This window comes from Flavobacterium sp. KMS (genome assembly GCF_000813005.1).
Taxonomy (GTDB): Bacteria; Bacteroidota; Bacteroidia; order Flavobacteriales; family Flavobacteriaceae; genus Flavobacterium.
The window spans coordinates 115,241-136,656 of record NZ_JSYP01000001.1; the positions used below are offsets into that span (position 1 = coordinate 115,241).

The 21,416-nt window shown below is 33.1% G+C and carries 12 protein-coding genes; 6 read left to right on the forward strand and 6 right to left on the reverse strand.

What is annotated here, in order from left to right:
- Window positions 1-106: 106 nt before the first annotated feature.
- Window positions 107-1,267 carry an MFS transporter gene (locus OA93_RS00515; RefSeq protein WP_039111130.1) on the reverse strand — a complete coding sequence of 387 codons (1,161 nt, stop codon included), beginning with the start codon at window positions 1,265-1,267 and terminating at the stop codon, window positions 107-109.
- Window positions 1,268-1,543: 276 nt separating this feature from the next.
- Between OA93_RS00515 and OA93_RS00520 the strand changes: the two genes are divergently transcribed.
- The 4 genes from OA93_RS00520 (at window position 1,544) to OA93_RS00535 (ending at window position 8,831) form a co-directional block, all read left to right on the forward strand.
- Entirely contained in the window at window positions 1,544-3,964 is a 2,421-nt protein-coding gene (locus OA93_RS00520; RefSeq protein WP_039111131.1) for a TonB-dependent receptor, read from the forward strand.
- Window positions 3,965-4,010: 46 nt separating this feature from the next.
- Window positions 4,011-4,733 carry a DUF4198 domain-containing protein gene (locus tag OA93_RS00525; RefSeq protein ID WP_039111132.1) on the forward strand — a complete coding sequence of 241 codons (723 nt, stop codon included), beginning with the start codon at window positions 4,011-4,013 and terminating at the stop codon, window positions 4,731-4,733.
- Between the two features lie 211 nt (window positions 4,734-4,944).
- On the forward strand, window positions 4,945-7,200 hold the full coding sequence (locus OA93_RS00530) for a TonB-dependent siderophore receptor (protein WP_039111133.1): 2,256 nt from the start codon (window positions 4,945-4,947) through the stop codon (window positions 7,198-7,200).
- 317 nt (window positions 7,201-7,517) lie between these two features.
- Complete coding sequence (locus OA93_RS00535) at window positions 7,518-8,831, forward strand: amino acid permease (protein ID WP_039111134.1); 1,314 nt, start codon at window positions 7,518-7,520, stop codon at window positions 8,829-8,831.
- 357 nt (window positions 8,832-9,188) lie between these two features.
- Here OA93_RS00535 and OA93_RS00540 read toward each other — a convergent pair whose 3' ends face one another.
- Window positions 9,189-11,822 (reverse strand): valine--tRNA ligase, encoded by a 2,634-nt coding sequence (locus OA93_RS00540; RefSeq protein ID WP_039111135.1) that lies wholly within the window; start codon window positions 11,820-11,822, stop codon window positions 9,189-9,191.
- 240 nt (window positions 11,823-12,062) lie between these two features.
- On the opposite strand from OA93_RS00540, the gene OA93_RS00545 reads away from it, so the two are divergent.
- A complete protein-coding gene (locus tag OA93_RS00545; RefSeq protein WP_035619044.1) occupies window positions 12,063-12,446 on the forward strand; it encodes a DUF1573 domain-containing protein in 384 nt (127 codons plus the stop codon).
- A 363-nt stretch (window positions 12,447-12,809) separates the two neighbouring features.
- Here OA93_RS00545 and OA93_RS00550 read toward each other — a convergent pair whose 3' ends face one another.
- The 4 genes from OA93_RS00550 to OA93_RS00565 all read right to left on the reverse strand — a co-directional run bounded on the left by OA93_RS00550 (window position 12,810) and on the right by OA93_RS00565 (window position 20,016).
- Entirely contained in the window at window positions 12,810-14,933 is a 2,124-nt protein-coding gene (locus tag OA93_RS00550) for an OmpA family protein (RefSeq protein WP_052259349.1), read from the reverse strand.
- Window positions 14,934-14,943: 10 nt separating this feature from the next.
- Window positions 14,944-15,879, reverse strand: a complete 936-nt coding sequence (locus OA93_RS00555) for a type IX secretion system membrane protein PorP/SprF (protein ID WP_039111136.1) — start codon at window positions 15,877-15,879, stop codon at window positions 14,944-14,946.
- 23 nt (window positions 15,880-15,902) lie between these two features.
- On the reverse strand, window positions 15,903-18,542 hold the full coding sequence (locus OA93_RS00560; protein WP_039111137.1) for a T9SS C-terminal target domain-containing protein: 2,640 nt from the start codon (window positions 18,540-18,542) through the stop codon (window positions 15,903-15,905).
- Between the two features lie 151 nt (window positions 18,543-18,693).
- Entirely contained in the window at window positions 18,694-20,016 is a 1,323-nt protein-coding gene (locus tag OA93_RS00565) for an aspartyl protease family protein (protein WP_039111138.1), read from the reverse strand.
- A gap of 121 nt (window positions 20,017-20,137) precedes the next feature.
- On the opposite strand from OA93_RS00565, the gene OA93_RS00570 reads away from it, so the two are divergent.
- Window positions 20,138-21,334 carry a pyridoxal phosphate-dependent aminotransferase gene (locus OA93_RS00570; protein WP_039111139.1) on the forward strand — a complete coding sequence of 399 codons (1,197 nt, stop codon included), beginning with the start codon at window positions 20,138-20,140 and terminating at the stop codon, window positions 21,332-21,334.
- The last annotated feature ends 82 nt before the right edge of the window (window positions 21,335-21,416 follow it).

A 21,416-nucleotide genomic window follows, 5' to 3' on the forward strand; every position in this document is an offset into this window, starting at 1 on the left:
AAGATATTGTAGTTTAATAGCTTAGATTCTTTGTACCTCTGATACTTCAAAAAAACCTTTCTCACTTAGAACCTCAGCAACTTAGAATCTTAGCATCTTTAAAAAACTATTCGTTCTCCCCGATCTTATTGACCATAAAAATCATAAGTCCGCCTAGACAAGCCATAATCAAGAAGGCCCATTTCATGTTTAGAAATTCGGATATAAAACCAACCATTGGTGGCACTATTAAAAAACCAAGATATCCAATAGTCGAAATAGAGGTTAATGCTGAGCCATTACTCAAGGTTTTTGATTGTCCGGCAATACTAAAAACCAACGGAACAACACAAGAAACTCCAATCCCAATTAAGAGATATCCAAATATTGTTGGGTAAATAAAAGGGAATAAAAAGCAAATTAAAAATCCTATTGTGATAAAAATTCCGCTGTAAAACAAGATGCGTTTTACACCTAGTTTTTGTACTGCATAATCTCCAAAAAAACGACCTAAAGTAACAGCTGTCATAAAAAACACAAATGCTGCCGTAGTAAGTTTTGAAGAAGCGTGTAATACATTCTGGAAATATATTCCGCTCCAGTCATACATCGTATTTTCGCATGCCATCGAAACAAAACAGATTAAAGCAAACTTTATCAGGTTTTTATCTGGCATCGAAAAGAATTTCTTTTTATCCGGAATTGGTTCTGTATGAATACTCATTGGGTAAAAACAGGCTGTAATCGCCATCATAGCAATACTTATTCCTAGTAAATGATATGATGCTGCAATATTTTGAGCCACCATAACATATCCTAAACCTGCTCCTGCAAATCCTGCCAAACTCCAAACGGCATGAAATCGTGTCATAATCGATTTTGGATACAGTTTCTGAACTTCTAAAGCTTGTGCATTCATAGACAAATTAAGGATGTTCCGCGAAGCTCCAAATATCAATAGGATAATTACCAACTGCCAAACAAAAGCGCTAAACCCAGGTAATGCCAAAACAATATTAAATAAAACTGCCCCAAGAAGCATACAATACCTACTGCTGTATTTATTTAATAACTTTCCTGTAAATGGCATTGTAAACATTAAGCCTATCGGAAATGCAAATAAAACAGCTCCAAATTCTGCTTCGCTCAAACCTAATTGTGCTTTTATATTTGGGATACGAGACGCCCAAGATGAATATCCGAATCCTGATACAAAGAAAAATACGGTATTGGCTAGTCTAAATCCTTTTGGGGAATTCTGTAATTTCTTAAAATAAGATACAATCATCTTGCAAATTTCAATTTATAAAAGCTGCAAAATTAAGCTTTATTAAGTGTTATCCCATTGCTTACTGAAAGTAAAAGAAGTAACTACCTCATAAATAAAAATATAATTCGCCTATTTTTTTAATTCAATCTTAAAATTTTCATATAAATATTTCAAAATATTATTAATAATTAGTCTAAATAAGCATTGTTAAACAAATATTAAATTTTACATTTGCTGCATATTTCAAAAACCAAACACAATTTAAACCTAAAACTAAATTTTATATTTTAAATAATGAAATATCTAAACCAACAAATAACTAAAATATTATTTATTGTAGTTTTATTTTTCTTTGCAATAACAGCCGTTTCTGCTCAGGAATCTGGTAACATCAAAGGAAAAGTCCTTACAAACGACAACAAACCTGCCGAAGGAGTATCTATCTCTATTAAAGGGGTAAACAAAGCAACTATCGCAGATAATGATGGTGTTTTCGAAATAAAAAAGGTACCTGTAGGAACACAAACATTAATTATAACCTTGGTAGGATATAATGATGTTGAGCAAGAAGTTACTGTTGCTGCTGGAGAAACGATTACTACAAATGTTCAACTTACTTTATCTAATACGGAGCTAAACCAAGTTGTGGTTTTAAGTAATAAAAGTGCTTTTAAGACTAACAGAGTTTCATCATCACTTCGCTTACAATCGGCAATTATAGAAATCCCGCAAAACATTCAGGTTATTACTGGAAAATTAATTCAAGACCAACAAATTTATGATATGCTCGAAGGAGTTACTCGTAATGTGAGTGGTGTAACAAGGGTAGAACATTGGGACACTTATGCCAATATCATGATGAGAGGTAGCCAGGTTGCAGCTTTTAGAAATGGTATGAACGTAAGTACCGATTGGGGACCTCTTACTGAAGATATGAGTATGGTAGAACGTATTGAATTTGTAAAAGGACCAGCTGGATTTATGATGGCTAACGGAAACCCAAGCGGATTTTATAATGTGGTTACCAAAAAACCAAGCGGACGTACAAAAGGAGAAATGAATCTTACTTTGGGAAGCTTTGATATGTATAGAGGAACTCTTGATCTTGATGGAAAATTATCTAAGGATGGGAAATTATTGTATCGAATCAATGTAATGGGACAAATGAAAGAAAGTCACCGCGATTATGATTACAACAACCGCTACTCTATTGCGCCTGTATTAAAATATCTTGTTGACGATAAAACATCTATTACTTTAGAATATACTCAACAATTCTCGCAAGTAAATATAATTGGTTCTAACTATGTTTTCTCTAATAAACAGTTTGCCGAATTGCCTAGGAGTTTCACAACTGGAGAACCTAATTTTGATCCAACCAACATGAATGACAAAAGCATTTTGGCAATTTTAGAACATAAACTTGATCAAAATTGGAAATTCACTGCTCAAGGTGCTTATTTTAATTACAAGCAAGAAGGAATGTCGATGTGGCCAGCTTGGAATGCATTCGATCCAGATCCTAGCCTAGGCGTTAAAAGTGGTATTTTGCATCGTAAAGTTTCTATATGGGATGTTTTAGGAATAACCAAAACGGGACAAATGTTTGTAAATGGCGAAGTAAAAACTGGTCCTATAAACCACAAAATATTAGGTGGACTAGACATGAGCGATAAATTATATTATCATGACTGGAGCCAATCTGCGGATCTTAATGGTTATGATGCAGATGGAAACATTGTTCCTTTTGATATTTACAACCCGATACATGGAAATGTTCCTGCTGATAAAATGCCTAAATTCGACAGAAGCAAAGATATTAGAGAAAGAGGTGTTCAATACCAAAATGGATACACTGGTTTTTATGTACAAGATGAACTTGGAATGTTTGAAGATAAACTTCGTGTAACAGTTGCAGGGCGTTATACAACTTTAAAAACTTCAACTGCTTATACAGGTTCTTTTAAAGATAGTAAATTTACTCCACGTTTAGGAATTAGTTATTCTATCGATAAAAATACTGCCGCTTACTTTGTAAGAGACGAAGCTTTTACCGAAAACTACGGAACCGACTGGCAAGGGAATAGTTTTGACCCTCAAACAGGGACAAATATAGAATTAGGATTAAAAAGAGATTGGCTAAATGGAAAATGGAATTCTGTAATTTCGGCTTACCAAATCACTAAAAATAATGTACTAACTGCAGATCCTGAACATTCGACTAGTGCTAAACAATATAGCAGACAAAGCGGACAACAAAAAGTAAAAGGATTTGACCTTGATATTAGAGGGCAAATTATTCGTAATGTAGATGTAGTTATCAATTATGCCTTTACCCAAGCAAAAGTTACTCAAGATTCTGATCCCGCTTTAGTAGGTACACAAGTTCCAGGTACATCAAAACACATCCAAAACACTTGGATTAATTATAAAATGGATCACGGTGCATTAAATGGTTTTGGACTTTCATTAGGATACCAATATCAAATAGACAGATCTCCTTGGTTTGTATCTAATAGTTCTCAACAAAACTTACCAGATTATTTCCGTTTAGATGGTGGTGTTACTTACCAAAAAGGAAAAATCTCTTTTAACGTAATAGTAAACAACATTTTAAACAAATATCTATATTCAGGAGGAATCTATAACGGTTACTATGATTGGCAAACCGAAGCAGGAACCAATGCACGTTTAACTGTTGCCTATAAATTTTAATCCCCATAAAAATTAAAAACAAAAATTAACTTAAATATTTTACATCATGAAATTAAGCTCTTTAAAAACGCTATTAGTATTATTAACCCTTATACTAAGCCCACAATTATTTGCTCACGCTCTTTGGATCGAAACTAAAGCAACTGGAACAAAAGGGAAACCACAAGAAATTTCAATATACTTTGGTGAATTCTCAGATAATGATATTACTCCTGCTGCTAAATGGTTTTCTGATTTAAAAGATTTCTCTTTAGTATTGATAAGCCCATCTAAAAAAGAAATCAAATTAACTCCAACAGCTTTAGAGAAAAAATACCAAGCCTTTTTTACTCCAGAGGAAGATGGAGTTTATACAGTAGTAATGCAACATACTGTAAAGGATGTATACGGTACAATGAAATTAGATTATAACTCAAGCGCCAATGTTGTTGTTGGGAACAAAACTGCAGGTAATAATGCTACAGCAAACAAAAATACAATCGGTGTGTTTTCTGAAAGTGCTGATGTAGCTAAGAAAAATGTAAAAATATCTGGATTTGCATTATATGAAGGTGCTGCTGCCAAAAAACAAAAAATTAAAGTAATTGCTCCAAACGGTTGGGAAAAAGAATTATATACTGACGAAAAAGGACAATTTGAATTCACTCCTATTTGGTCTGGTCAATATATGGTAGAATTTGCTCATACAGAAACAAGTGCTGGAGAACACAATGGAAAAAAGTATGACGAAATCTGGAAAATGGCAACTTACTCAATTGAAGTTAAATAACTTAATTCCTTAAAAAGGAGTTTTTATAGCATCTTTTTATATAAAAAAAGTAAAACCTTGTTTGTATAAACAAGGTTTTGTTATTTATACGCTAAACCAAACCTTAAAAATTTGTTAAAAACTATGCGTAATTAATCTAAATAAGCTTTGATTATTCAATCATAGACATTACTTTTGCGGCGTTATTTTTTTTTATTCCAAATAAACAAACATGAAACATATTTTATTGCCTACTCTAGGCTTATTATTCGGTCTAACAGGTTTTGCACAAGGGAGAGCAAACACAGTCGAAAATCGTGATACTGCCACAGCAATTACTGATACTGTAAAAAACAAAAAAGGAGAAATTCTTAACGAAGTTGTAATTACAGCCAATAAACAAAGAAAACCCGTAACTGCAGTACGTTCAGGCATCAAAGTTATGGATCTTCCACAAAGTGTACAAGTAATAGACAATGTAGTAATCGAACAACAACAAGCTATTAGATTAAGCGACGTAATAAAAAATGTAAATGGAGTTTATGTAGGATCAGCTCGTGGTGGTGCTCAGGAATCTTTTTTCTCCAGAGGTTACGATATGTCTACAAATAATATGTTTAAAAACGGATTCCGCGTAAACAGTGGAGTTATGCCTGAAGTTTCTTCTCTTGAAAAAGTAGAAGTCTTAAAAGGAGGCTCGGCTTTATTATTTGGAAATGTTAATCCAGGGGGAATCTTAAACATGGTTACCAAAGCACCTTCTTTTAAAAGTGGTGGAGAAGTATCTATGCAAATGGGAAGCTACTCATTTTACAAACCAACAGTTGATTTTTATGGCCCTTTAAGTGATGTTGTTGCCTATAGATTTACTGGTTCTTACGAAAATTCAGAAAGCTTTAGAGATATAGTAAAAAGAGAACGTTATTACATCAATCCCTCTTTCTTATTTAAAATAAGTAATAAAACAGACATTACATTACAAGGAGATTATTTGCATGATGATTGGACTCCAGATTTTGGAACAGGTGCAATAGATAAAGATATTGCTGATGTACCTCGTAATAAATATTTAGGCGCATTGTGGTCTAATGGAACGACACAACAAACTACTATTTCGGCATTATTAAATCATAATTTTAATGACAATTGGAAATTCAATTTCAATACTTCATTCCAGAATTTTGACAGAAAATCTAAAGGAACTGAACGTGTCTCAATTGATCCTAAAATACCTAATTACGTTTATGGTGACTGGAACAGACCATTAGGACAAAATAAAGCTTTAGAACAAATAATTGGTGAGCAATTTAGTTTACAAGGAACTTTTAATACTGGAAGAGTAAAACATCAATTATTTACAGGAGTTGATTTAGAGAATTCATATACACAAGCATTTACATATGCTTTTAATCCTGCAATCTATGATAAGATAAATATTTTTAACTTCAATTACGACCAAGAGAGGACTGACATCCCAAATGCAGATATCACAAAGATTGTAAAAACAGATACAAATCGTTTTGGTATTTATTTCCAGGATTTAATTTCAATCACAGAACAGTTCAAAGTTTTAGCAGGATTACGTTGGTCTTGGCAAGAAGCAAAAGCCGAAACGCAACAACTTAATGTAAAAACTAAGCAACTTGAAACTTTACCAGAAGTTGCTCCTTTGACTGATCAAGCATTCTCTCCAAAAGTGGGATTAATTTATCAGCCTACTAAAGACATGTCTTTATTTGCAAGTTACTCAAGCTCATTTACTCCAAATATAGGATTTACATATAATAACGAACCTCTAGATCCTTCAATTATTGATCAATATGAAGTTGGTGTGAAAAAGGATTTTTGGAACGGAGCATTAAGTACAAACATTACTGTTTACCAAATCACAAATGATAATTTAGTTCAGACTGCTGAGCTAAATCTTGATGGTACACCTAACACAAATGCTAACCTAAAAGTGTTAAGTGGAGAAACAAAAAGTAAAGGTATAGAGATTGATATTACAGCAAGACCTGTTGACGGTTTAAGCATCATCGCTGGTTATAGCTATAATGACATGCGTTATACCAAAACATCTGGAAAACCTGGAAGTTTTGTAGAAGGAGACCGTTTGGCAAGAACTCCAGCAAATACTGCTAACTTAAGCTTTTTCTATACATTACAAACTGGCTTGTTAAAAGGTGTTTCTATTGGAGCAATCGGAAATTATATCGGAGATAGAATTGGTGGTTGGAATAGCCAATATGTTGAAGTTGTTGACCCAAATGACTCTACAGCCAAAATACTTACAATCAACGACAGAGAAATTCCTTTAAAAGGATATACTACAATTGACGTATCAGCAGGTTACGAATGGAACAAATTCTCAATCTTATGTAAATTATCAAATATTACAAACGAATTAAACTATACAGTTCACGAGAATTATAGTGTGAATCCAATTGCACCTCGTCAAGTAATGACAAGCTTAAGATATAAATTCTAAGAAACATTTAGTTTCTCTTAATAAAAACCTTTTTCTGAAATTTTCATTTAATGAAAATCAGAAAAAGGTTTTTGATTTTAGTCAAATATAAATATTCAACCAAGGTTAGCTTTAAACTCAGAAATTAGAAACTAGCATCGAACGTTTTTCCCGCTTGCATTCTTGTTTTTACTAGCTTAATTCCTATTCCTTATCATAAAGATTCAACCTCGTTTATTACTAAACGAGGTTTTTTGTTTTAAAGAAAAGTACATTTAATTATATTACTTTTGCCAAGCAAATAATCCGAACCTCAACATCCGACAAAAATTCTAAATATGATAGACTCCAAAAAGAACCAATTAAAAAAAAGCCTTGGGCTAAGTTTTAATATTGCGGTATTAATTGGAGGTACTATAGGAGTTGGAATTTTGCGCACACCGGGTACAATTGCGGGATTATTAGATAATTACTGGCTCATTATAGCTTCTTGGCTTTTTGGAGGATTGTTTGTCTTAATTGGAGCCAATTCCTATGCCGAACTAGCTACTATGCTCCCTAAAGCTGGAGGATCCTATAATTATATAAAAAGAGCTTTTGGCAACTATGCAGGTTTTCTCTCGGGTTGGTTTGATTATATTACCAATGTAATTCCGCCTGCTTTTTACTGTATTGTTATCAGCGAATATATCATTATTTTATTTCCAAGTCTGCAAAACTACTCAACAACAATTGCCATCTCATTATTAATAGCATTTGTATTATTACATTTAAGTGGCGTAAAAAATGGGAGTATTATCCAACAAATTACCAGCTTCATTAAAGTGATTTGTTTTGTTGCCTTAGTGGTTGCTTGTTTTATGTATTCGGGAGTAAAATTAGCTCCGATTCAAAAAGATAATTCAATCTTTCAGATTGGTATTTTATTTGGATTATTTAAATCACTTCAGCTTATTATCGGAACATATAACGGCTGGAATAGCGTTTGCTTTTTTGCAGAAGAAAATGATGATCCGAGTAAAAACATTCCGAAATCATTATTTAGCGGCGTACTGCTTGTAATTGCTATTTATGTTTTAGTAAACATTGCTTTTTTACATGTTTTACCACTTGAAACTGTGGCAAAATCTAATTTGGTTGCTGCCGATGTGGCAAATATTATCTTCGGAAAAAATGGTGCTATAATAGTAACAGTCATTTCTATTTTTTCTCTAATTAGTATCTTGAATGCATTCATGATGATACCGCCAAGAATTTTATACGGATTAAGTCGTGATGGTTTTTTTATCAAAAAAGGAACTGCGGTAAACAAAGGAGGAACTCCAATTGTTGCTCTTTTGGTTTCCTCATTATTTAGTTTATTCTTAATTTGTATCGGCTCGTTTGAAGTCTTATTTTCCTTTGCAGCCTTCACCTCTATTATTGTTTGGGGATTAGCTTATTTTTCGCTTCTTAAACTAAGAATTTCAGAACCTGATTTACCAAGAACTTATCGTTCTTTTTGGTATCCATGGACTACTATTTTGGCTATTTTGGTATCGTTAGCACTATTAATAGGATTTATATATAGCGATCCTAAAAGCTTTATAATTATAGTTGGTATCACCTTGATTTCTTATCCTTTATTTTTGGTTTTGACTAAAAAGAAGTAAAAGATTCATTTATATCCATATATGGGCATAAACTAGTCATTTCTAACAAAGTATATAGAACCTATTTTACACGTTCCCAATACTCTCAAACTTGTCTTTCTGAGGTACGAAGAATCTCCATAAGTAGCTCCGCATAGAAAAGAATTCAATCTTTATAGAGTTTCTCGCGGAGATTCTTTGTACCTCAGAAAGACAATATTGTGTCTACTTTATAGAATTACTTGCTGAATTGCTCATGGCGTTACTTCCTAAATTCATTTTCACTTCTTTTCTCCTACTATAAAAACAAATAATAGCAAAAAAAAGAGAGACTGTCTTTAAGGGACAGTCTCTCTATATTAAAAGAAAATCTAGTTCTTATTTCAAACCAGCAATACTTTGCTCAATTGTAGCAATTTTTGCTAATGCATCTGCTTCCTTTTGTTTTTCGTTTGCCAAAACTTTCTCTGGCGCACCTGCAACAAATTTCTCATTTGCTAATTTAGACTGAACCGATTTCAAAAATCCTTGTGTATAAACCAACTCTGCAGTAAGTTTCGCAATTTCTTCTTCAACATTAATATTTCCTGTTATCGGAATAAAATATTCATTCGATTTTACTCTAAAAGATAATGCTCCATCTACTTTATCCGAAACATATTCTAATGAAGTAATGTTCCCTAATTTGGTTACAACCGAATCAAAATAAGTAGAAGCTTTATCGTTGTTTACAATTTTTAATTCGATAACATCTTTAAACGGAATATTCTTGTCTTTACGAATTGTTCTTATTCCTGAGATTACCTCGCTTGTGTTTTCAAAATCAGCAATTAATTTAGCATCAAATGGTTTTAATTCTGGCCAAGTCGAAACTATCAAGGCCTCTTCTGGAGTTCTGTCAGCAATTATATGCCAAATTTCCTCCGTTAAGAAAGGCATAAACGGATGCAACAATTTCAAGTTGCTTTCTAACATTTCTATTGCTTTCGCAAAAGTAGCACTGTCAATAGGTTGTTGGTATGCTGGCTTGATCATTTCAAGGAACCAAGAACAGAAATCATCCCAAACTAATTTATAAATCCCCATTAAAGCATCAGAAATTCTATATTTCTCAAAATTATCTTCAATGTCAACCAATGTTTGTTGCAATTTAGCTTCGTACCATTCGATTGCTACTTTTGATGATTCTGGTTGCGGAATAGTATCCGAAACCTCCCATCCTTTGATCAATTTAAAGGCATTCCATATTTTATTAGAGAATCCTTTTCCTTGATTACATAATTCTTCATCAAACATGATATCGTTTCCTGCAGAAGCACTTAAAAGCAATCCTACACGAACTCCATCGGCACCAAATGTATCAATTAAATCTAATGGATCAGGTGAATTACCTAATGATTTAGACATTTTACGACGTTGCTTATCACGTACTAAACCTGTTAAATATACATTTGTAAATGGTTTTTCGCCTGTATATTCATACCCTGCAATAATCATTCTGGCAACCCAGAAAAACAAAATATCCGGACCTGTAACCAAGTCATTTGTTGGATAATAATATTTAAAATCTTCGCTTTCTGGATCCATTATTCCACCAAAAACTGACATTGGCCATAACCAAGAGGAAAACCAAGTATCTAGTGCGTCAACATCCTGTTTTAAGTCAGATGTCTTTAGTGAATCGTTAGATGTTTTTTCTTGAGCTAATTTTAAAGCGTCCTCGATGTTTTCTGCAACAACAAAATCTTCTTTTCCGTCTCCATAAAAATAAGCCGGAATTTGTTGTCCCCACCATAACTGACGAGAGATATTCCAATCGCGAATATTATTTAACCAATGCGCGTAGGTATTTTCAAAACGTTTTGGGTGTAATTTAATATCACCATCAACTAAAACAGATTTAATTGCTGGTTTTACTAAATCTTCCATTTTAAGAAACCATTGATCAGATAATCTTGGTTCAATAACTGCTTTCGTTCTTTCAGAAGTTCCTACTTTATTAAGGTGTATCTCAGTTTTCGCCAAAGCACCAATTTCTTCTAATTCTTTTGCAATCTCAGTACGAACTACAAAACGATCTTTTCCTTGATAATGCAATCCGAAACTATTAAGTGTAGCATCTTCATTAAAGATGTCTACAATTTCCAGATTATGCTTCTCTCCTAGCGCTTTATCATTCATATCGTGCGCAGGAGTAACTTTAAGACATCCTGTTCCGAACTCTACATCCACATATTCATCTTCTATAATAGGAATAACTCTTCCTGAAATAGGAATAATAGCTTTTTTACCTTTTAAATGTGTAAAACGCTCATCATTTGGATTAATACAAATAGCAGTATCTCCAAAAATAGTTTCAGGTCGCGTTGTGGCAACGGTCAAAAATTCCTCAGTTCCTTCGATTTTATATTTAAGGAAAAATAATTTTCCTTGCTGTTCTTCATAAATAACTTCTTCATCAGATAAAGTAGTTTTTGCCTCAGGATCCCAGTTTACCATTCGGTATCCTCTATAAATTAATCCTTTGTTATATAAATCTACAAATGATTTAATTACAGATGCTGACATATCTGGATCCATAGTAAACTTAGTTCTTTCCCAGTCGCAAGAAGCTCCTAGTTTTTTTAACTGATCTAAGATTACACCACCATATTTATCTGTCCATTCCCAAGCGTGAGCCAAGAATTCTTCACGAGTCAAATCATTTTTATTGATTCCTTCGGCTTTTAATTTAGCAACAACCTTAGCTTCAGTAGCAATCGATGCATGGTCTGTTCCTGGTACCCAACAAGCATTGAATCCTTTTAGACGCGCTCTTCTTATCAATACATCCTGAATAGTATTGTTAAGCATATGCCCCATGTGTAAGACTCCTGTAACGTTAGGTGGAGGGATTACAATAGTATAAGGTGTTCTATGATCTGGCTCTGAATGAAAATAATTATTTTTCATCCAATAGTCATACCATTTGTTCTCGATTGTTTTAGCGTCAAATTGTGCTGGAATTGTCATTTTATCTTGGATATGTTTTATCGTTAATTTGTTTAATTACTAAATTGTCTAATCGTTTTTACCTCAGCAAAATAACCGATCAGGCAGCTTAACAAATAACCCTTTTATACTTTGGTTTGATTTTTGTATTTATAATAGAGAACAAAAGTAAATAATTAAGTACACTATAAAAAGCGAATTAATAATTTGTGTATTAATTAAAAGAAAGTATATTTACTTAATAACTTAAAACAATTTCAAATGAAGAAAGCAGCCTCATTTATAGCAATCCTTATGGTAACAACCATCGGTCTTGCTCAAAACGGCCCAAAAATTGATTTTGCTGCCAAGGACAATACGATTGATTATGGTACAGTAAGTAAAGGTGATAACGGGGCCAAAGCCTTTGAATTTACTAACTCTGGAGATGCACCATTAATGATTACATCAGTACAGTCTACAGCAGGTATTAGTATTGTATCTAAACCAAGTGCGGCAATTATGCCTGGAAAATCAGGAAAAATTGAAGTTAAATTTAATATGGCTCCAGGGCCAATAAGAAAAACAATTACTGTAGAAACGAATGCAGTAAACTACCCTGAGGGTCGTGTAGCTTTAAAAATCAGAGGAGAAGTAGCGAACTAACGTTCAAATCAAACTTCTTATAAATACAAATCGCTTCCTAAAATTTTAGGAAGCGATTTTTTTTAGTTTGGCACGAATTGGCTACAAAGGAACGCAGATGAAACGGATTTTTAAAAACAATAGATAGAAAATCCGTTTTTATCTGTGTTTTCGCGATAGCGAATCCGTTTCATCCGCGTTCCCTTTTACGCGAAAACCAAACCTTTGTCACTTTGTACCTCAAAACCTAAGAGCCTTCTTTTGAACCTTTGCGGTTAAAATTTTTGCCACAGATTAAAAGGATTAAATAGATTTAAAGCTTTGCGAGCTTCGCGTAAACCTTTGCTAACTTTGCGGTTAGTTTCCCCACCAAATAAATAATTCTTATAAATTCTTAATCACAAATTCGCTTCGACGGTTTAACTCATGTTGTTCTTCGTTACAAGCATCATCGGTTTTACATTTTATGATCGGCACAGATTCTCCATAACCTTTGGCTACAATTCTCTTTGTATCAATCCCGGAATCTACCAGATATTCTTTGGTTGATTGTGCTCGTTTTTGAGATAAATCGGCATTGTACTTATCATTACCTCTAGAATCGGTATGAGAACCTATTTCGATAACCATATCAGGATATTTCTTCATTAATTCTAAAACTCTGTTTAAGATAACTTTAGATTCTTTTCTTATATACCATAAATCGTAATCAAAATAAATAGGATCGGTCTTGATAATTAATCGGTCTTTATCTCTTATAACATCTTTTTCCTGCGCAATAATCTTCTCTACTTTTTCTTTTTGATCTGTAATAGCTTTGGCTGCCTTCTCTTTTTTCTTGATTTCAGCTTGTGCAAGTTCATTTGCTTTAGTTTTTGCCTCTTTTACTTTTAAAGCTACCAACTCTAGAGCTTCTTTTTGTTTTTTCTGCTCTTCAAGTTCTTTTTCTTCTTGTTTTACGACCTCAAGAGATTTAAGCGCCATCGATGCATCGTTACTTTTCCCTCTTGTTTTATCAAGAACTAAGATTCTGGAATTACTCGTATAATTTTCTTTAGATGCCGATATTGTATAGGCTAACTCACAAGCTACTTTAAAATTAAACTTTCCATCGGCAGCCGTTACAATCGTACGCAATTGTTTGCTTTCTTCCTGCTGAAGTATAACCACCGCATTTTCTAGCGGTAATTTTGTATCAACATCGGTAATTATCCCTGCAATAAGTTGCTTGCAATCTTCAATCAGCAATGGTTTAATTTCATTTAACTGATAGATATCGTCACTTCCTTTTCCTCCTACTCTGTTCGAGGCAAAATATCCTTCTTTGGTATCTGAATCTATATTAAAAGAGAAATCATCTAAATTTGAATTTAATGGTAAACCTACATTCAAGGGTTTTGTAAATGTTCCCTCTTTAATCTCGGATACAAAAACATCGAGAGATCCGTAGCCCAAATGTCCATCAGAGGAGAAATAGAGTTTATTATCTTTTGATGCAAAAGGAAACTGTTCTCTTTTATCGGTATTTATTAATGCCCCTAAATTTTGAGGATTACCATACGCACCTTCGTTTATTGCCACCGAAAATATATCAAATGAGCCTAATGTTCCTGGCATATCTGAAGCAAAATATAATGTCTTTTCATCAGGACTTAAAGCGGGATGTTCTACTGAATAATTTTCGCTGTTAAACGGAAGTGAAATCACATTTTTCCATTTTCCTTTTACAAGCTCAGCTCTAAAAATCTGAAGATTCGAAATTTTATCATCGTTTTTTCCTCTTCGTCCGTTTTTATAATTATTTCGTGTAAAATAAATAGTTTTACCATCTTTTGTAAAAACAGCATTCGACTCGTGCATTCCTGTTTTTAATTCTTTTGCAAAATAATACGCAATTGAATCTCCTGCTTTTATCCTGTTTATAGATGCCGAAACTAGATTAAGGTACGTTTCATTATCCCATTTGTACATTTTATCAAATATTCCTGGTCTCTTTTTTACTGCTGCAAATACCAAACTATCTTTATATTTTACTGCTCCAAACTCGGAGTTTTTGGTATTTATCGCTAGATTTTTAATAATAAATCTCTCTCCAATAGCCGTAATATTCTCTAATTCTTTAGTAGCATTTTCAAAGTCTAAATAATCCTGACTGTTTTTAGAATAATATTGTTTTAAAACTTCATTTGCTTCTTCATAACTATTGGTCGCTTTAAGCGTATGGGCATATTTAAAATAGTAGTTTCTATCTAAATCCTTATCATAACTTTTAATCAGAAGTCTATAATATTGTTGTGCTTTCTTTAAATCATTGGTATAATAATACGAATCGGCTAAGTTTTTTATGGCTTCCGCCGAAGGCTTTTCGGAGACTATTTTTTCGTACAACGGAATAACTTCGCTGTAATATGTTTTATCAAAGAAACGTTTTGCTCGAGCCAAATCTTGATCTTGAGCATTTATAAACTGTATTGAAAATACGAATATAATAACTAGTAATTTTTTCATATTTTTCATTTTAAAAGAATCTTGGTGATTTATCATATCCCTTGCCTAATAAATCCAAGTCAAAAAGAAGCATAATCTCGTGCGTTCCAGAATTAAACTGTCCAAAATTGGTTGTGGTATAATCATAAGCATAACCTACTCTAATTGCTTTGGTAACGTTTACATTCATCAAGACACTTACTGCATCATCGACCCTGTAAGCAGCACCTAATTCAAATCGTTCGTTATACAAAACATTCGCAGTAATATCTACAGAAACCGGTGCTCCAACCACAAATTTTGACATAAAAGCTGGTTTTAGTTTGAACGCATCACTAAGCTGAAATACATATCCTGCAGTTAAAAACGTATGAATATCTTCGGAACCATACGCGTTTATTCCTGATTTCTCTTCGATATGTTTGGACTTCAATAAATTTGGTGCAGATAATCCAACATAAAATTTATCTGTAAAATAATAAGCTCCTAAACCTATATTGGGCTTGGTTACATTTACATTTTCTGCAAAAGCTAAATCGGTAGTAACATCCCCACTCTGAAGTTGAAATCCATTAAAATTAGTTTGCAAAGAAGTTAATCCCGCTTTTAGTCCTAACGACAGTTTATTGTTTCCTCCTAACTCTAGTATATAGGCAAAATCGGCATAGAAATTATTCTCTTTTTTGGCTCCATCACCTATATCATCAGATATTAATGAGGCTCCCACTTCTATTTTATCACTTAAAGAAGTATGTGCAAAAAAGTTAAATGTTTTAGGTGCGCCAACAGCTCCTACCCATTGTGTTCTATATAAAGTTCCTAAATTTAGCATTGCTGGTGTTCCTGTTGCATAGGCTGGATTCACAATACTCATATTATACATATAATGTGTGTATTCGGGATCTTGCTGCGCAGAAGCGTGAACTATATAGAAAAGAAAACTTATAATTAGTATTATTTTTTTCATCTGAAAATTATATTAAATAGGAATTATCGATTTAAATAAAGACGACCTTGCAAAGGCGATCTGTTATCTTTATTGAAATGGACAACATAAAAATAAACGCCATTTGGTGCAACTCCATCAATTACTTTGGAATCGGAATTCTTACCATCCCATTCTGGTTTATTTTTATTACCTGTAAACATTAAGTTTCCATATCTGTTATAAATTTCGAGTGTATAATCGGGGTATAAAAAGTCTATATCTGGAATTGTATAAGTATCATTTGTACCATCTCCGTTTGGCGAAAATCCGTCGGGAATGAAGAAATCAGCATACTCTTCTTCATTAGTACAATTTGTAAGTGAAACTTTTGCTATCAGCACATCATTAGAAAAACAATTTGTAGTGCTTGAGAAATCAAACCCGTAATAAGTTGCATTGTCCTCTAATAAAGTTGCTTTAGTTAACTGATTTCCATTGTCTGGAGCATCATACCAAACTACCGAAGCCGAAGCATTTGTATTATTAGATAAATCTGCAATTGTAGGGTTATTTATTCCACAAAAATCTTGTCCTTTAGGTATTAATACTGGTGCAGGTGTATCATTTACAGTAATAACACTTAAACTTTCTTGTGATACACATCCTCCAGGTGCTGTTACTTTAACATAGTAATTTCCCGATACCAATATGGTAGAGGCTGCTAAAGGAGTCGTAGCCGTGACTGAATCATACCACTTATATTGAGTTCCGTTTGGTACTAAATTGGCAACTGTTGCTTCATCTGATTTACAAAAAAACTGGGGATTAGTTGTTGGTGCAGTAGGAATAGCATTTATTAAAAAATCATCTAATAAGCCTGTAGGTGCAATACCGCAAGTAGTTTCATTATTGGTAACTTTTGTAATTGTAAGTCTGGTTGTACCTGTATTAAGGAGTAAATTTTGCGGAATTATAAAACTCGCTTTTACATTTGTTACTAATAAATTGATTGTTTGCGTCGTTGCCGAATTACTTCCCGAAATCGTGTACGAAATTGCGATATCTTTTAAAGTTCCTAATCCAGAAATAGTAACAGGGACAGGTTCATTTAAACAGAAATCATCTATTTGTACCTTAAAATTAGTTGCATTAGGCAAAGGCTTAACCACAATATTACCTATAACATTAGCTGTATTAGTACATTTAGTAACGCTATTTATAATCTTTGTAATTACCACAGAGGTATTTCCATCTTTACTAATTAAAGCTGCTGGAATTATAAAATCAGACACAACTCCATTAACAACAGTTATTGATGCTCCTTGGGCATTTGCAATATTGGCTCCGCTAAGTTTATAGACAATATCATAAGTTCCGTTTAAAAGTTTTGAAGCTCCGGTAATCTGTACTACAGCATTTTCTTTCTGACAGATTGGGTCAATTTTTAATTTTGCAGAATCTAAATTGGGAATTGGATAAACATTTAAAATATCCGATAGATTATCCACTATATTTTTACAAACACCTTTGTTCCATTCGGCAACTATACTCGTAATTTCAACTTTAAAAGCCCCAACTTCCTGAAAATTAACAGCCTCTAATGGAAAAGTTACTACACCATTATTAAAGATTACTGATTCGGTCTTAACTGATGTCGCTGTTGGTCCCGATATGGTATAAGTAATGTTATATTTACCATTCGGAATAACTTCTGGTCCTCTTGTAAGTGTTGCCAAATAAGTCGCACTGGCAATTTCGGTCTCACATATATCTGAATCAACAACAAGAGTAGCTCCTGTAAAATCTAAACTTTTTTCGAGTGTAATTACTGCTGATACCGATTTATTAGAACATGGCCTATGCCCATTAAGAGTTGGTGCTAAAACGGTATAAGTATACTCATAATCTCCTGCTCCCTGCGTATCAAATATTTTCTGAAGATTGACTTTATACCCTGGTGCTACTATCCCTGGACCACTCCATTCGCCTCCAGGATCTTGACCAACAAGTAAACCATGCAAATCAAAATTGGTATAAGTGGCTAAATCTGTACTTCCGCACAACAATAAATCCTTTGCGTTTCCTGGTTCGGGTGCTCTAACAACCGTTATCCATACCGTTACTGATGGTATTAGTAATATACAGCCGGGTACTGGAGGTACTGTATACGTAAATTTAAAGGTTCCTTGTAATCCTTTAATCGGAAATCCAGAGGGAACAATTTGACCTGCACCGTTAGTCCAGGTTCCGTTTTTATGTGGCCCCATAACGGTACCATTAAATGCTTCAAAAAGATTATAAATCTCTCTATCGCTACATGGCGTAGCATAAGGAGCTGGTACTCCTGCATAAGCCCCTATAGTAATTCTTAATTTCGCTGTAGTACTTACACATCCAGTAGTAGCTGGAACTGTGTAGGTAAACTGATAAACACCACCCCTACTAATATTTTGCGCATATAAAATACCCGTTATAGTATCTAGTTCTTGAGTGTTACTATCATCTGTCCATTTTCCTCCAGCAGTTGGATTACCATCTAATAATCCTAGTAGATTAATTGATTCATGTACTGGATTCTCAATATCACATATTTTTACGTCAGTATCTATACCTGCACATTGTGCAATACTTTGGGATGGTAATAAGAATAAAACAATAAAAAATAAAAGTATTTTTAATGCAACAAGGTAGTTTTTGACCATATATTATTATTAAATTTCTAATAAAACTAACAAAACAATTCCTTAACACCAAAAAAACATATTTATTTAGCAATTTAGCACCTAAAAACAATGTATTTTAACATATTAAGTATCAATATTCAACAATAACAATTATCAAAATCCAGGCGCCTTATAATTCATCTGTTAATTTAAAACGAAATTTAAAAATTTGACTCTCTCTCTCAACTTCTAAATTTATCCAAATATCATCTTCCGATTTTAGCAATGCATTTACTTGTTGCAAAGAGTATTTATAGGCTTTATTTCCGTTGATGCTAATAATAATATCTCCGCTTTTTAGACCTGAAAGCTCAGCAGCAGATTTTTTTCGAATATTAGCTATTTCAAAAACAGGTTTTAATTGAAATTTATATCTAAAATCATTACTCATTTTTTCTCCTTTAGAATCAAATGAATCTCCCATCATAGGGACAGTTTCAAGATGTACAGTTTCTTGTACCCATTGCAAGCCATTGTGCTGAATTATAATTCCGCTTTTATTATAAGTAAAAGGATGAGAGAAATCTCTATTTTTCTTGAGGTATATTTTTTTATCAGCATAGTCAAAAACCAATGTAAACCTTTTTAAGATCTCCCCTCCTACAGAACCTATCCTATCTGGAACCATCCTTACATTACGAATAGAACTTGAATCTGGAAAAGCAATTATAGGATTCTTAAAAGTAAAATCTCCAATAGAAAACGAAGAAACTCTGGCTCGCCTTCCCTCAATATCTCCACTAAATCCTTTTCCTAAATAATCTTCAAAGTTTTTCTTAGGTACTTTTATTCTTGAGTTTTGAAAAACCCAAAAAGCATCACTATTCCCAATATCAATTAAAAGTTTGGCAGGGGTTTCAATACTGTCTATAACTGCAGTAGAATAAAGATATGGTTTGGATTTCTCTATAGTAATAGGAATAGACTTGAATTTTTTCTCAAATTTAATTCGATTTTGTTCATTCGATTTAAAGACAATAATTTTTTTCTTTTGATAATTAATCTCAACTAAATTATTTCTAAAAAACTGATACCCTATAATACCATTTACAGGAATGCCTATATGAGAAGACAAATTAAAATCCTGATCCAATATTATATACAATAAATGATTTGTCGATTTTAAACCATTTATATCTAATGTGTTATTTGTCGATTTTAAACCTTCGATTGCTTCTTCGGCTCCTAAACCTCTAAGCCTTATTTTTTCGACATTAAAAAAATTTACTTCCTTTTTATCTTCTAAACTAAAAAGCACGGTGTCATCGACTCCAGAGTCTAATAAAAAATTTAATTCGACTCCATTTACCTTTATTGGTACAAATATTAAATTATTTATTAATTTAAAGGGAATACTAATCTTGTTAGTATGTCCATCGATAACAAATCCATCTTGTGCAAATGCAGTAAAGGTGACTATTTGCAAAAAAAACAAAGTAATTTTTCTTTTCATTAAGAGTATTTCTTATAAAAATACTAAAATTTTAGTTAATTAATACAAATAAGCATGTGCTAATATTGTTCACGTTAAATTCGAAAAAAAAATGCAAATTTGCACTTCAATAATAAAACACATGCCAACAATTTCACACAAAGGCAGAAACATGCCCGAATCACCGATACGTAAACTTGCTCCTTTTGCAGATCTTGCAAAACAAAAAGGACACAAAGTGTATCATCTAAACATTGGTCAACCGGATATCAAGACACCCGAAGTGGCCATCGAGGCGGTAAAAAATATTGATTTAACTATTATTGAATACAGTCCATCTGCCGGATATGAAAGTTATAGAAAAAAACTAGCAAAATTTTACCAACGCCAAAATGTAAACGTTAACTCAGAAGACATCATTGTTACTACAGGTGGTTCTGAAGCCTTATTGTTTGCACTGGCCACGATAACAGATCCTGGTGATGAAATTATTATTCCAGAACCTTTTTATGCTAATTACCATGCTTTTGCATCATCAACAAGTGCAACTGTAGTTCCTGTAATTTCTACAATCGAAAGCGGCTTTGCTTTACCAAGCATTGAAACTGTCGAAAAATTAATTACGCCTAAAACTAAAGCAATTTTAATATGTAATCCTGGTAATCCAACAGGTTATTTATATACTGAAGCCGAAATTAAACAATTGGCTACTTTGATTAAAAAACACGATTTGTATTTAATCGCCGATGAAGTTTATCGTGAGTTTTTATACGACGGAGACGATGTACATTATTCAGTAATGAATCTTGAAGATGTACAGCAAAATGTAATTATGGTCGATTCAGTTTCCAAACGCTACAGTATGTGTGGCGCAAGAATTGGTTGTTTGGTTACCAAGAACAAAGATGTTCTGGCAACAGTAATGAAATTTGCTCAGGCACGTTTGAGTCCGCCAACAATAGAGCAAATTGCCTGTGAAGCTGCTATAGACACACCACAAAGTTATTTTGATGAAGTTATATCTGAATATAAAAGTCGTCGCGATACTCTAATAACCGAGTTAAATAAAATTGATGGCGTAATTGTGACAAAACCAAAAGGAGCATTTTATTGCATCGCACAATTACCAATAGAAAATGCCGATGATTTTGCACAATGGCTTTTAGAGAGCTATGATTTAAATGGAGAAACGGTTATGGTTGCTCCTGCCGCAGGATTTTATTCTACTCCCGGAATGGGATTAAATCAGGTAAGAATTGCTTACGTCTTAAATAAAAAAGACTTAATTACTGCAGTAAACATATTAAAAGAAGCGCTTTTAGTTTATAACAAGAAGTAATAAAATAATCTTCAAATCCTTTAGCTAGGAATTCGCAAATTAGCCAATGTTAATTTGTGAATTCCTAGCTTTTTTTTATCCA

What these genes read in the sequence shown, in the direction of transcription:
- OA93_RS00565 (WP_039111138.1), bottom strand. Translation starts at nt 20,016, where the DNA reads ATGAAAAGAAAAATTACTTTGTTTTTTTTGCAAATAGTCACCTTTACT.
- OA93_RS00540 (WP_039111135.1), bottom strand. Translation starts at nt 11,822, where the DNA reads ATGACAATTCCAGCACAATTTGACGCTAAAACAATCGAGAACAAATGG.
- OA93_RS00515 (WP_039111130.1), bottom strand. Translation starts at nt 1,267, where the DNA reads ATGATTGTATCTTATTTTAAGAAATTACAGAATTCCCCAAAAGGATTT.
- OA93_RS00535 (WP_039111134.1), top strand. Translation starts at nt 7,518, where the DNA reads ATGATAGACTCCAAAAAGAACCAATTAAAAAAAAGCCTTGGGCTAAGT.
- OA93_RS00550 (WP_052259349.1), bottom strand. Translation starts at nt 14,933, where the DNA reads ATGAAAAAATTACTAGTTATTATATTCGTATTTTCAATACAGTTTATA.
- OA93_RS00520 (WP_039111131.1), top strand. Translation starts at nt 1,544, where the DNA reads ATGAAATATCTAAACCAACAAATAACTAAAATATTATTTATTGTAGTT.
- OA93_RS00560 (WP_039111137.1), bottom strand. Translation starts at nt 18,542, where the DNA reads ATGGTCAAAAACTACCTTGTTGCATTAAAAATACTTTTATTTTTTATT.
- OA93_RS00545 (WP_035619044.1), top strand. Translation starts at nt 12,063, where the DNA reads ATGAAGAAAGCAGCCTCATTTATAGCAATCCTTATGGTAACAACCATC.
- OA93_RS00555 (WP_039111136.1), bottom strand. Translation starts at nt 15,879, where the DNA reads ATGAAAAAAATAATACTAATTATAAGTTTTCTTTTCTATATAGTTCAC.
- OA93_RS00525 (WP_039111132.1), top strand. Translation starts at nt 4,011, where the DNA reads ATGAAATTAAGCTCTTTAAAAACGCTATTAGTATTATTAACCCTTATA.
- OA93_RS00530 (WP_039111133.1), top strand. Translation starts at nt 4,945, where the DNA reads ATGAAACATATTTTATTGCCTACTCTAGGCTTATTATTCGGTCTAACA.
- OA93_RS00570 (WP_039111139.1), top strand. Translation starts at nt 20,138, where the DNA reads ATGCCAACAATTTCACACAAAGGCAGAAACATGCCCGAATCACCGATA.